The 12,233-nt window shown below is 59.6% G+C and carries 9 protein-coding genes; all 9 read right to left on the bottom strand.

The window, feature by feature from the left end:
- Positions 1 to 97 precede the first annotated feature (97 nt).
- Positions 98 to 1,456, bottom strand: a complete 1,359-nt coding sequence (locus PPRO_RS07370) for an IS1182 family transposase (protein WP_011735389.1) — start codon at positions 1,454 to 1,456, stop codon at positions 98 to 100.
- Between the two features lie 330 nt (positions 1,457 to 1,786).
- The gene (locus tag PPRO_RS07365) at positions 1,787 to 2,869 is read right to left on the bottom strand and encodes an ABC transporter substrate-binding protein (RefSeq protein WP_011735388.1); all 1,083 of its coding nucleotides are present in this window, start codon (positions 2,867 to 2,869) and stop codon (positions 1,787 to 1,789) included.
- Between the two features lie 18 nt (positions 2,870 to 2,887).
- Positions 2,888 to 4,459 (bottom strand): alpha/beta hydrolase, encoded by a 1,572-nt coding sequence (locus tag PPRO_RS07360; protein WP_041532206.1) that lies wholly within the window; start codon positions 4,457 to 4,459, stop codon positions 2,888 to 2,890.
- Positions 4,460 to 4,672: 213 nt separating this feature from the next.
- A complete protein-coding gene (locus PPRO_RS07355; RefSeq protein WP_011735386.1) occupies positions 4,673 to 5,710 on the bottom strand; it encodes an ABC transporter substrate-binding protein in 1,038 nt (345 codons plus the stop codon).
- A gap of 289 nt (positions 5,711 to 5,999) precedes the next feature.
- A complete protein-coding gene (locus PPRO_RS07350) occupies positions 6,000 to 6,755 on the bottom strand; it encodes a DUF364 domain-containing protein (protein WP_011735385.1) in 756 nt (251 codons plus the stop codon).
- Positions 6,756 to 6,909: 154 nt separating this feature from the next.
- Positions 6,910 to 8,046, bottom strand: a complete 1,137-nt coding sequence (locus PPRO_RS07345; RefSeq protein ID WP_011735384.1) for a hypothetical protein — start codon at positions 8,044 to 8,046, stop codon at positions 6,910 to 6,912.
- Positions 8,043 to 9,050: a radical SAM protein gene (locus tag PPRO_RS07340; RefSeq protein ID WP_011735383.1), complete on the bottom strand. Its 1,008-nt coding sequence runs from the start codon at positions 9,048 to 9,050 to the stop codon at positions 8,043 to 8,045. The genes PPRO_RS07345 and PPRO_RS07340 overlap by 4 nt, the downstream gene beginning before the upstream one ends.
- Before the next feature lie 117 nt (positions 9,051 to 9,167).
- Positions 9,168 to 9,980 (bottom strand): class I SAM-dependent methyltransferase, encoded by an 813-nt coding sequence (locus PPRO_RS07335; RefSeq protein ID WP_011735382.1) that lies wholly within the window; start codon positions 9,978 to 9,980, stop codon positions 9,168 to 9,170.
- 104 nt (positions 9,981 to 10,084) lie between these two features.
- Positions 10,085 to 12,136, bottom strand: a complete 2,052-nt coding sequence (locus tag PPRO_RS07330) for a TonB-dependent receptor plug domain-containing protein (RefSeq protein ID WP_011735381.1) — start codon at positions 12,134 to 12,136, stop codon at positions 10,085 to 10,087.
- Positions 12,137 to 12,233 lie beyond the last annotated feature (97 nt).

Below are 12,233 nucleotides of genomic sequence, written 5' to 3'. Positions count from 1 at the left end.
TTCCGTATGTGTTCGTCTTCCCACCGGCAACCTGGTTAATTCAGCCCTTTCAGCGATGACTGCGGTTATTACAGGCTGATTTTCGCTATTTCTCATTCTATCCGGCCAAGACATGCAGCCGTTTGATGTTGTAGGCCATGCAGACGAGGTTCCATTCGCCTTTTACTGCTTCAAAGCCACGAAGAAGAAAGCTTCTGAATCCCATGACCGCCTTGATGATGCCGAAGACCGGTTCCGAGGTGACTTTTCGCTGGGCGTAGATCGCCTTGCCGGAAGGTGTCTTCAGGCGATGCTTCATTCTGGCCACGGAATCGGCATCTTCGGGTAACGGCGGCGGTTCGGCAAAGCGCTCCATCAGTGGCACGTTGTGACTCTGCCGGTCTACGGCAATGTAGGGAGTTATCCCGTTCTCCTCACAGGCAGTTACATTGGTTTCGCTGAAGTAGCCACTGTCAGCTACCAGATCGGTTGCCTTGCCAAGCTTCTCAGGCAGCGCCGCCAGGTTCTCCAGGGTCGGTGTCAGCTCCTGTTTGTCATTGGGATTCTGGGTAACATGGGCCGAAACGATGAGCTTTGATGCTGTATCCACACCGGCCTGGACGTTGTAAGTCTGCTCGAATCCGCCACCGGAGGTCGGCATGATCCGCGACTCTTCATCGGTCAGATTGACCTGATCTTTGGCAGTGGGGCCGGATTTGGGCGGTTTCGGCTCTTTCCCCTTGGCCTTCTTGCCCGTTGCCTGCTCCTTCTTGGCCCGTTCGGCGACTTTCTTCTCATAAGCGGCCTGTTCACGAGCATGGCGCTCAGCGGCTCGTTTTTCGATCTCGACCTTGGCTGCGGCAATGGCGGAAAGACGCTTTTCCCGACGTTCCAGTTCTTCGGGGATGTTCATGCCGTCCGGAATATCGGCACGGTCCGCTGCCTCGGCCTTTTTGAGCAGTTCGCCAACCTCAGCCTTGATCTGCTCTTCAAGCTTGCAGGCATGCTCATAGCTCAGCGCCTTGTGCTTGGAGGCGTTCGCCTTGATTTTGCTGCCATCCAAACTAACGTTGCCCAGTTTCAGCACCTCCATCTGATGAGCGATCAGCAGAATCTGGGCAAACAGCTTGTTCAGTTGCGGCAGAAAACGCCGGCGGAAGGTGGCAATGGTATCGTGGTCAGGATGACTGTTTGCCGCTATGAACCGGAATGCCACGGAGTCGTAGGTGCTGCGCTCAAGCTTCCGGCTGGAGAATACGCCTGTCGCATAACCGTAAAACAACAATGCTACCAGCATCTCAGGGTTATAGGGCTGCGAGCCTCGGCCGGCATAGGTAGCTTTCAAAGAGCGCAGGTCGAGCTGTTCGACAATTTCGACCACAAACCGGGCCAAGTGCTTTTCTGGTAGCCAATCCTGCAGCGATGGCGGGAGCAGATAGGGTGTTTCCCGGTCAACTTCAATAAACTTTGATTTCATAGTCAACCCCGATACCTAACCAGTTGATATTACCGGACAAATATACGGGATACACCAAGAAAACGCAAGCTAAAGCTGACGACTTATTCAATAAATACAGCAGGTTAACCAATTGAAAACGCCCTGGAGATGACGGCTGAATGCGTTAAGCCCGACAGACTCCTAGATCTTTTCTCCGTACTCGCACCTTCCGGCAGAGCCCGGTGGACGTATCCGGACGTAAAACCGGACCTCAGGGCCGGAGAAGATTCATATTCGACAACCTGGCCGAAAGATTCCTTTCTCAAAAAGCGGATACACCCTTCTTCCGCGGAACTGCACGCCCCATATTCACGCCGGCGGCAGGTTACGCAGGATCCGCTCCGCGTCACGGTCCGTGATGTTCTTTCCGTATACTTGGGAGTAGAACTCCCTCATCTCCTGCTTCATGTCCCAGTCCCGGAACAGGTGGGGGTGAAAGATCTTGGCCATGTAGATCATCAGCAGCACACTCTCCCCGCTGGCATACTCCCAAGCGAAGACCCCCTGGGGAATGGTATAGATACTCCCGTTCCTGACCGCCTTGAGCCCCTCCCACTGACGGCTTTTCCTGATATCGTCAGCCGAATTCTTCCAGCCACTGACCAGGATCAGGTCCGGATTCCAGGTCAGGAGGAGTTCCCGGTTCACTTCGGCAAAATTCTGATCAATCGCCCGGGGCAGGTAATTGCCTCCCGCCACCTCCACATTCCAGTGCAGGACGCTCCCGTTGCCCTGGGTGGCCAGGAGACTGGCCCCTCCTCCCCCTATGGCAACCCTGCCGCCATAGTAAACGGTCGGCCGGTCCTTTCTGGCTATCCTGGAGGTCCTGGCAAGGATCTGACCGACTTTCCGGTCAAAGTAGCGACAGTACCGGTCGGCCCGCAACCTGGCCTCCGGTCCCAGCAGTTCACCGAAGAAACGGATCTGCCGCTTGAAGTTTTCCGTGAAGCCGGGAATGGTTCTCGGCCGTTTCCCGGCTGAAAAGCCGCACGCCGTCCGTATCCCCACCGCATGGTACTTTCGCGTTTCAACCGGTATGGGCGAATAGAGCAGCAGATCGACCTTCTCCTTCACCATATCTTCCAGATTGGGGGTAGCCGGAAACGGCACAGTTCTGACCTGCTTCATTTCAGGGTACAGCCGGTATGCCCAGGGTGACGGCTTTGTTGCCATCAGCGTCATGCTGGACCCTTTGCCGAGAATCATGATTCGCTCCGAAGAGACGCCATGCATGCAGACGATCCGCTTCGGGTTGACCGGCACCTGGATTCTCCGGTCATCCATGTCGGTGATGGTCTTCATCACTGCGGGCTTGGTTCCCCCCCCATGACACGGCCCGGCAGACAGCGCCGGCATGAAAACCAGCACGAGACAAACGAGTAACCGCTTCATATCCGATCCTCCATCAATCTATTCTCCCCGCTCCATGGCGGACAGGGACGCGAACAGGAATTCCAGGGCCTCACCCATGCGCGCCCGCCAGTTTCTCCAGCCATGCCCCTCGTTGACCTCACGCAGATGGACCGGGCAGCCATGTGCTACAAGCGCATCCCGGATGCGATGGCTGGCCTCCACCAGGTCTTTCCCGTGATAGTCGGACTCGAAACGCCCAACATCCAGGTAGACCCTGATGGGCGCTTTCGGACCGCTCCGCGCCAGCTTGATCAGGGGGGCGAGTTTCGTGGCCGTCGACTGGGCCATGCACTTACCAAACAGGTCGGGATGGTTGATGGCCAGGGAAAGCGCCGCAGTGGCGCCGGCGGAAATCCCTCCCACCGCCCGGAATTCCGGGGATGGGCGAGTACGATAGCGGCGGTCCACGGCCGGGACCACGGCCTCGACAACAAACGACTCAAAGCGCGGATTCATGCTGTACTCGACCATCCGGTCCCCCACGGAGGGGAGCAGCACGGCGATCAAGGGGGGAACGACCCTTCGGCGAATCAGGTTATCAAGCACGTTGATCATGCTGCCGAACTTGAGGGCACCGAAGGCGTCGTTCAGGTAGAGCACCGGGTAGCGCTCCGCTGATCCGGCATAACCCACGGGGAGGTAGACCGTTGCCGTTCGGGACATGCCGGGCTGTTTGGAAACGATGGCAATCTCTTCGACGGTGCCTCTGGCCGCAACCGGCGCCGGTTCCACTTCCGGCGGAGGCCGGTATCCGGGCATGGGCACCTCGGAGTTGGATTTCCGGTTAAACAGCGATACCCGCGGATTGAACGGGTCCAGCCCGGCAGTGCCGTCGATCACCAGGTTGTACTCGATACGGGAGTCGGCGGGGTACTCGCCGCAGTAGTAGAAGAGGTCCATACCCGGCAGCCGGAAGAGGAGTTCCTTCTGTTCGCTCCAGCCGTTCATGTCGCCGCTGATGCCCACCTCCCTCGCCTCCCCGCGGTAGATGAAGGTGGCGCAGGTCGTACCCGCCGTCGCGCCCGGCTCCGTGAGCGGCGTTCCACCCTGTTTCGCCCGCCCCATGAGGGCATCGACGAGAAGGGTCCGTCGTTTCTGATCGCTCTCCTCTTCGATCAGCCGCAACTCCCGGGCAAGTTCCGGGCATACGAGAGGTGCTTTCACCTTCTCCGGGGCGACACGCTCGATGTTCCTGTGCCTCATCACCACCCGCCATGTCTTCCCGCCACCATCTCGGGAAAACTCGCGTAGCTCACCTGACAGCTCCCCGGTGGCGGGGGAGAGTTCAAAGGCGACCGAAGACCAGTCATTTTTCCACTCCAGCCGCGGCTTGTCTCCGGGAACCACCGTCGGCCGCGCCCACTCGTGCCAGGCCAGCAGATTGTCGCCTTCGCCGAAGGCGTGCAGTAGCCGGGCTTTGCCCTTCTCCAGCCGATAGACCACCAACACGGATTTCGCGCCGTTGCTCCAGGTCCCCTCCCAGGCTCCCGACAGCACGGCGACCGAGGGAGGAACATCTGCCGTAGGGATAACCACCGCCGGATGATCCGGCGGCTGAACTTCGCCCACACTTCCCTCAGCAGCATGGCCAGTTGTATTCAGGGCCAGGAGCACGAGGAGTGAGAACAGTGACAGACGCGCGCAAAACCGTATGGCACCACCAACTCTCGTCTCTTTGATACAATGCCTCAACTCCATGTATTCACCTCCACAACTGTTGGTGCCGCAATCTGTTGTTGACTCAGCCTCGTCTCCACAACGTAGGAATACCGGGAACTGAATTTATCGGGGCCAGAGCACCTCTCGCGCCTCGCGGTCCGAAAGTTCCAAGCCTACGAACAGGCGGTAGAAGGCCTTGGTCTCCCTGACCATGTCCATGGGATAGCGATCGGGGTGCAGCAGGTTGGTCAGCCACTGGATGCCCAAGAGCCGCATGTACGACGGCGGACGGTCGAACCAGTTGAAGGGCACATGGGGAACAAGGTAGACCCGTTTGTTTCGTACGGCGCGCAATCGCTTCCAGCGGGGATCTTTCCAGATGCGCTGGAAACAGATCTGCTCCTTGACCAGAATCACATCCGGGTCGTACAAAAGGAGCTGCTCCATGGAGATCCGCTCCTGGCCGTTCAGGCTGGTGGGCTTCATGCGGCAGACGTTCCGACCACCGCTCAAGGGGATCAGCTCCGTATGCATGGAACTCTCCCCCTCCGTGGCCAGGCCGTCCACTCCCTCGGCGTAGTAGACCCTGACTCGTTTCGACTCCGGCAGTCCGGCCAGACTCCGCTTGACTTTCGCCGTGGCAGTCACGGCATAGCGGTTGAGCCTGGCTGCCCGCTCACGCCTGCCCAGCACGTCCCCCATGAACAGCAGGGCAGCGGGGTAATCCTCCAGGGTATCCAGCCGCACCGCCACCGTGGGAATGCCCAGCTTGGACAGCGATCGTATGTACTGTTCGTTGAACGCCGCGGTCCCGCCGACTCTCCGGTCCCAGAGAAAAGCCACATCCGGCTTGACCTTCAGCAGAACCTCCAGATTGAGGGTTCTCCCCTCCCCCACCATGCCGCCAATGACCGGCAGTTTCTTGAAACGCTCCACCGTGTAGAATTTCTCGTTGCCCGGGAGCGGGAAATTGATCCCGCAGACAAGCTCGGGGGCGATGCAGAAAAGCAGATAGGTTGCCGGCGGTGACAGGGCCACGGCCCTGTTGATCCTGTCGGGGATACTGACCCGGCGACCGCTCATGTCGGTAATGGTGCGGGCGGAGACGGTGGAAGCAAGGGTGATCAACAGAACAACCGCCACAGCAACGGAACGCAGCATACATCCTCCTCATCCGGCACAGCCGGAAGCAAAGTTTTCTATTCACGCAACGACGCGCCGACGCAGCGCTTACACCATGGCAAACCCCCTTTCAAAAAGAGGGAGAACTGGTTGCCGCTAAGGCACGGGATCAGGATGAAGATGGATCTGAAACGGAAACAGGGCAGAGTCACAAGGGGACAAAAGAGGGAACCGCTTGTCTTTCTTCGTGATCTTTGTGGCTCCGTGCGAGAATGGTTGTTAAGGGTTCACATGGAAGCCGCAATGAAATCTGTCACGGCTTCGGGCGCTACACCCGCGCATGTTCGAAACTCAGATACGGCTTCATGCGCATGGTGCCTCCCCCCTGGGATACCACCTGCAGAACCCTGTCCGCATCCACCACCCTGGCGCCGGCCAGATGGGTGACGGGCGTACCGGAAAATGCCAGGGGACAGAAGGGGGTCGACGGCCCCAACAGTACGGCTGCGCGCGGTTTTCCCAGTGCCGCCAGCAGGTCGTCGCAGGTGCCGTTGATCAGCGAGGTAGCCGTGATAATGGCCACATCACACTCACCCAGGGCGCGTTCCCCCTGCTCGGGGGTGAGGGTTTTCTCCCCCTTGTGGGGATTCAGCTCGACGATCTCCAGCGTGCAACCGATTTTCTCCAGCTGGGCCACGATGGGGCCGAAATAGCCCACCATGGCCACCCGCTCCTGGGGAGCGATGGAGAGGGAGGAGATGACCTCATCCCGGGAGAAGGGGGGATGGGGGAGTGACGCCAGCAGGGCATTGGCGGTGGCCAGCCCCAGGGTACGGCCGAGGTCCGAGTTCCGTTCTCCCAGCATACCCAGGATCTCAACCGCCGGGCGGCCGATCAGGGTTCCGGCGGCGGAGAAATGGGTGCAGCAGGGGGCGTTGGAAGCGGGAGTCCAGGCCACCCCGGCGTTGCCGCTGTCCAGCAGCACGGCGGTATAGCCCAGCCCCATGCGCACGTCGGCAATGCAAAAACCGGCGCACTGCGGTTCCAGACAATCAATCAGGTTCTTCTGAATTATCAATGACATGACAGCTATCCTTTCGTTGAACACGGCAATTTCCTGAGCCACCCTCTCCCCGAGGGAGAGGAGACGATGGGTTCGACTGTATGAGTTGCACGGCACGAGGTCACCGCCAATGCGTCTCCGCGATCGGACTCCTCCGCACCGGCGCAGTTTGGTACTACTTGTCCTGGCAATGGATGACCCCCAGGGCGCCCTGGTTGGACAGGTTGCGGGCAAAGCACTCCACGCACAGGTCGGCGCCGGTGACCATGTGCATGAACATGCTGTTGTTGCCCACGGCGATACTGCGCTCACGCATCCCCTCGCCGATGGTGTCAGCAGGAAGGGAGGTGAAGTACCCGGACAGGGGATACTCCTTCTCGCCACCGTCCTCGTCGTAGGACTTGTAGCCCGTGGGATAGTCGAAAACCCGGTGCCTGCCGGAGCTGATGGCCAGGTACTGGCCCGCACCCGGCTCATAGGAGTACCACTCCCTGCCATTGCGGCAGGGGGTCATGGACCAGGGAAAGCGGTCGATGCCGATGCCATCCAGGATGATCAGGGCGATCCTGTGCTCCCCTAGATTGTCCATTATCAGGCGGCGGATAGCGGTGATATCCTGGGCAGCACCCAACGGCGAAAACAGGGGGATATGCTCGGCTGCATCGTGGATCATCACCGGCTTGCGCATGGTGCTGCTCACGGTGCGCAGGGCATAGCCCCGCTCCGCCACCAGCAGGTAGTCGGGCAGCCTGCGGCTGTCGTCGCTGGTGCCGCCGAAGAGGCGCAGCATCTCGTCGCGGCTCACCACCCTGGTGATGTGGGGATGCTCGGCAACCGCCTTCAGGTCGGCCTGGCTGGGATTGTGCAGACCGGCATATCTCACCGACCAGTGGGTCGCGATTGCCAGGCCGTCCAGTCTGCTTAAGTCCACGTATCCCAACAGCGGGACCATGTCCCCCCTGCCCACGATCAGGGGGGTGAAGCCAGATTCGGCGATGAAGCGTTCCACCTCCCGAAACAGTTCCGAGACCAGCTGTTTCCGCCCTGCCTCGTCCATGACCTCGTAGCGCAGGGAAAAGTACTGCCGGGCATAGGTCATGAAAACGAACCGCGGATCGTATCCCCGGATCAGCTCCAGGGCGATATCCGAGACCCAGCGATTGCTGTCCGGCGCCATGTCTCCCGGATAGGGATGCCTGGCCAGGACGTTTTTCATCAGCTCCACCCGCGGCCCATGGGCCTCCATCCTGGCGCCGCTCTTCAGGTCGAACAGGTTCTGCCATTCACGGGTATCGACAATCGCCAGGCTCATTGGGCACCTCCCCCATCGTTCCAGGCCACCCGGTCGCCCAACAGCCTGATGGTGTGTCCGCAGGAGGAGCAGCGGGCGCCGGGACAGAGGAAACGCTGCAGCTTGTCGCCGCCGCACCCCAGGCTGAAGCGTTCGATCGCCACGCTCCCGCAGGAAGGGCAGAGGGTATTGACCCACTCCGAACCGACGAAGTTATGGAAATAGACATTGGCCAGCTTCCCGCGCGCCGGCTCCAGCAGACTGTTGACCGATACGATGTTGGGATAGGGGGTATCGCGCATCTCGTCCTCCGGCAGCAGGCGGAAGACGTGCCAGGGGATTTCCGGGTCGATGGCCGCGATCAGCCCGGCCATCTCATCCAGCTCATGGTCGTTCACCCCCTGGATGACCGGAGTGGCCACCTCCACATGGCGTATGGCGGCCAGCTGCCTGATGGTACGCAGCACCGGCTCCACCGAGGGGATGCCGATGTATTCCCGGTTGAACTCCGGTGACAGCCCTTTCAGGCTGATGTTGAAAAACGAAAACAGGGACGCCAGTATCTCCGTGGATTCCGGGGTCGTATAGCCGTTGGTCAGGCAGCCCATGGTGACGCCGGCGTTTTGTGCCTCCCGGGCCAGTTCCCGGAGCGAGTCCATCGACACGGCCGGCTCATTCACGTTGAAGACGATGTGGTGGCAGCCCAGCTTCCGTGCCGTCTTGACCATGTCTGTGGGGGTGAGATCCAGGAGCTCGTCCTGCATCTCCGCCGGGTCCCGTTTGGCGATGAAGGCGTTGGCGCAGTAGCGGCAGTGGAAGTTGCAGCTGCTGGTGCCGATGGTCATGCAGCGGCTGCCGGGATACACGTGATAGAAGGGAATCGCCTCGATGCCGATGACGCCGAAGCTGCACCAGCGCCGGGGAAAGCGTTCCCTGATTGCCTCCCCGTCGGAATAGTACATCTTGCAGACGCCGAACCTGTCCATCCCCAGTTCGCAGCGCCACTCACAGTAATGACAACGCATGGTCGCACCTCCTTCGACTCGATCCCGGCCAACCGCGGCCGCCTGCCTCACAAACATACCGCGATTTCACGGCCGGACAACGTTGTCACGCCCCGCACACAACGGCGCATCCACTCCTCACTCCGTATCCTTCTCCCAGCTGATCAGGGCCCAGCGCACCACCCTTGGCTCGGGCATGCGCCAGCCGCTGCCATGGGCCTGCAGGGTCGCGGCCAGATACCGCCGGAGCAGTCCCAGCTCTTCCCGGGTGACATCCTTCAGCATCCAGCAGTTCCCCTCCAGCGCCTCGTCCAGGTTACCGTAGACCTTCCACTCCCGGTGAGTAATGAAGTTGATCGTGGCCCGGATGCCCATCTGGTACAGCAGGTTGTAGAGGTAGATGTAATCCGGCCCGGATACCAGCGTCCTGCCCACCGCCTCGTAGATGCGCCGGTCCTGGGGGCCATCACCCACCAGCGAGGAGATGTGGACCGACCTGCGCGCCGCCCGGTCCAGCTTGGTGATCGCCTCACGCAGGTCAAGGGCCACCAGGGAGCGGGAAGCGATCACCGCGTCATGGCTTCCGATGCCCAGACTCTCCCAGTCATCGTCCCAACTGCCATGGAGAGGGGTGACGTTGGTGATCCCCTCTTCCCGGCATGATTGGCGCAAGAGGTCCAGCATCACCCTGGAGAAGTCCACCGCAGTCACCGAGGCGACCCGTCTGGCCAGCGGAATCGCCAGGGTGCCGGCGCCGCAGCCGAAATCCAGCACGCTCCAGGAGGGGGCGGGCTGCATCAGATCAAGGAAACGTTTCTCGTAGTCAGTTTCCTTCACGTGCCGGGCAAAGGCGGGCGCCCGTTTGTCCCAGAAGGAGGAATCGCTTCCTTGTGAGAACCCCTCCCGCGCCTTCTGCCATGCCGCATTCCAGTCGATTTCAATCCTGTCCATTGCATCTCCCCGTAACTCGTAACTCGTAACTCGTGGCTGGTGACTCGTGGCTGGCCCAGTCACCAGTCACGAGTCACGTCCCTTGTCTTTCAGCTAGTACCGTCTCACCACTTGTAGCGCGCCTGGACGAAATAGGTGCGGCCCGCCTCGGGATAGCCCTCGGTCAACTCATAATCCCGGTCCAGGAGGTTGTTGATCCCCGCCTCCAGCACGAGGTCCTTGATCGCCTCGTAACTCGCCTTGGTGTTGATGACCACAAACTCACCCGCCTCATCCACCCCGTCGGACGAACTGTAGCGCCTGGTGTCGTACTCCAGTGAGGCGAACAGCTTGAGTTGCTTGATGGGGGAGTACGTGCCGTAGGCGAAGAACTTGTGCTTGGGAAGATCGGTTATTACCAGATCGCTGGTCCTGTTCTTGTTGTACATGAAGGTATAGTTCATACCGGCTTCCAGGCTCTCGGTAATAGCGGCGTTCGCCTCGAGTTCGTAGCCGTAGCGCTGGACGTGGCCAACGTTCTGAAGCTGCGACTTGGTTCCCTCCACGTTTTTAACTTCCAGGATATATTTCGATATGTCGTTAAAAAACAGGGTGCTTTTGACTCTAATATTTTTGGCAAATGTATCCTCGACACCGATTTCATAGTTATTGGACACTTCAGGATCCAGATTTTCGTTTGGCACATAGGTCTTGAACCGGTAGGAGTATTTATCCTTGATGGAAGGGTAACGATTCTTGCGCGCCACGGCGGCATGCACCTTGCCGGTGTCGGAGTAGGCATAGAACAGCGCTGCCTGGGCATTGACGTCGCTATTGTTTTTACGGTCGAAATCGTGCAGCACATTGGGGCCGCCGGAGACGATCGGATTGTAGTCCTGGGCCTGGACCGTATTCTGGAAGTCGTAGCTGACCCCCAGTATGGCGGAGAGCTTGTCGGTCAGCTTGATCGTGTCCTCCAGGGCGATGGTGAAGATGCGCTCCTCAAAACGTTTCTGTGGGGAACCGGTGGCATCATCGTCCTCACGATGGACATCGTCCTTGAAAAGAAAGGCCAGCTTGATTTCGTTGTTGGAGATCAGTTTGGTGCCAGCCTCGATGGACGCGCCATAGGTGTAGTCGTCGTACCAGCTCCTGTTGCCGCTGTTGGGCGTGACGGTGCTGTAGCTGTCATTGGTGAAGATCAAAAGCGAGTTTTTGAAGCGATCATAATAGGCGCGGGTCTTCACATAACTCTTCTCGCCGATGGCAGTATTGGAGGTGAAGTACAGGCTCTGCTTTCTCCAGTAGGGCCACTGCCAGAACTTCTTTTTCTGGTTTGTGAGATTGTCGCCGGCGTAGGGAGGCACCCCCTTTTCGCCGTTCTGGTAGATATAGCTCAGGGCGTACTCGTCGGTGCTGTTGGGGGTCAACCCCAGCTTACCGCTGACCTTCCAGTCCTGGGCATAGGCGTTGTTGCGCTTGCCGCCGTTCTCGTAGGTTGTGTTGTGGTAGTGCTCCGACATCTCGAAGCCGTTGGTGTCGAACCAGGAGCCGCCTCCCTGGAAGTACCATTTTCCCTGGTTGGTTCCGAAGTTGGCGAAGGCGTGGTACTGGTCCACGGAGCTGTAACCGGTGCCGGCACTGCCCTCGAACTCCTTGGTGGGGCGCTTGGAGACCATGTTGATGGCGCCCCCCATGGTGTTGGGACCGTAGAGCACCGACGCAAACCCCTTGGAGATGACCAGCTCCGACAGGTCGTAGGTGAAGAAGCGCCCCAGGTCCACATTGCCGTCATAGGGGACGTAGATCGGGATGCCGTCCATGAACAGCGGCGCGTGTTTGAGGTCGAAACCGCGCACGTAGACCGTGGACTCGTTGCGCGCCCCCATCTTGGCAAGGGTGACACCGGGAACCAGGTTGGCTGCTTCGGACACGGTCTTGGTGTCGAACTGGAGCATATCCTCGCTGGTGACCACCTCCACGGCCGGGTTCTTGATGCTCTCGCCCTTGCCGGTAACCTCCACGTTGCCCAGGGTGAAGACATCGCCGCTTTCGTCACTCTTCGGCGCCTGGTCATCGGCCATGGCTGGTGTCGACAGCAGGGAAACCGCCAGCACCGGTGCCAGCAGACCCCGTTTCTTGATTCTGACGGAAAAACGTCTCTTCTGTTTCTTCATTGATTCCTCCTCATGGTGTGTTCACAGCATCATTGCAGTGCATTGTCGCGTTACGCGAAGTACCCGGGGCAGTGGTCAACCACGCCTTGTTCCTTGT

Origin of the sequence: Pelobacter propionicus DSM 2379, assembly GCF_000015045.1 — a bacterium.
Lineage (GTDB): Bacteria > Desulfobacterota > Desulfuromonadia > Geobacterales > Pseudopelobacteraceae > Pseudopelobacter > Pseudopelobacter propionicus.
This window is presented reverse-complemented; position numbering and strand designations above follow the sequence as displayed.

Bases quoted from the DNA above. Each gene is read 5' to 3' on its own strand.
- PPRO_RS07355 (WP_011735386.1), bottom strand. From the start codon at position 5,710: ATGCTGCGTTCCGTTGCTGTGGCGGTTGTTCTGTTGATCACCCTTGCT.
- PPRO_RS07340 (WP_011735383.1), bottom strand. From the start codon at position 9,050: ATGCGTTGTCATTACTGTGAGTGGCGCTGCGAACTGGGGATGGACAGG.
- PPRO_RS07365 (WP_011735388.1), bottom strand. From the start codon at position 2,869: ATGAAGCGGTTACTCGTTTGTCTCGTGCTGGTTTTCATGCCGGCGCTG.
- PPRO_RS07335 (WP_011735382.1), bottom strand. From the start codon at position 9,980: ATGGACAGGATTGAAATCGACTGGAATGCGGCATGGCAGAAGGCGCGG.
- PPRO_RS07330 (WP_011735381.1), bottom strand. From the start codon at position 12,136: ATGAAGAAACAGAAGAGACGTTTTTCCGTCAGAATCAAGAAACGGGGT.
- PPRO_RS07370 (WP_011735389.1), bottom strand. From the start codon at position 1,456: ATGAAATCAAAGTTTATTGAAGTTGACCGGGAAACACCCTATCTGCTC.
- PPRO_RS07345 (WP_011735384.1), bottom strand. From the start codon at position 8,046: ATGAGCCTGGCGATTGTCGATACCCGTGAATGGCAGAACCTGTTCGAC.
- PPRO_RS07350 (WP_011735385.1), bottom strand. From the start codon at position 6,755: ATGTCATTGATAATTCAGAAGAACCTGATTGATTGTCTGGAACCGCAG.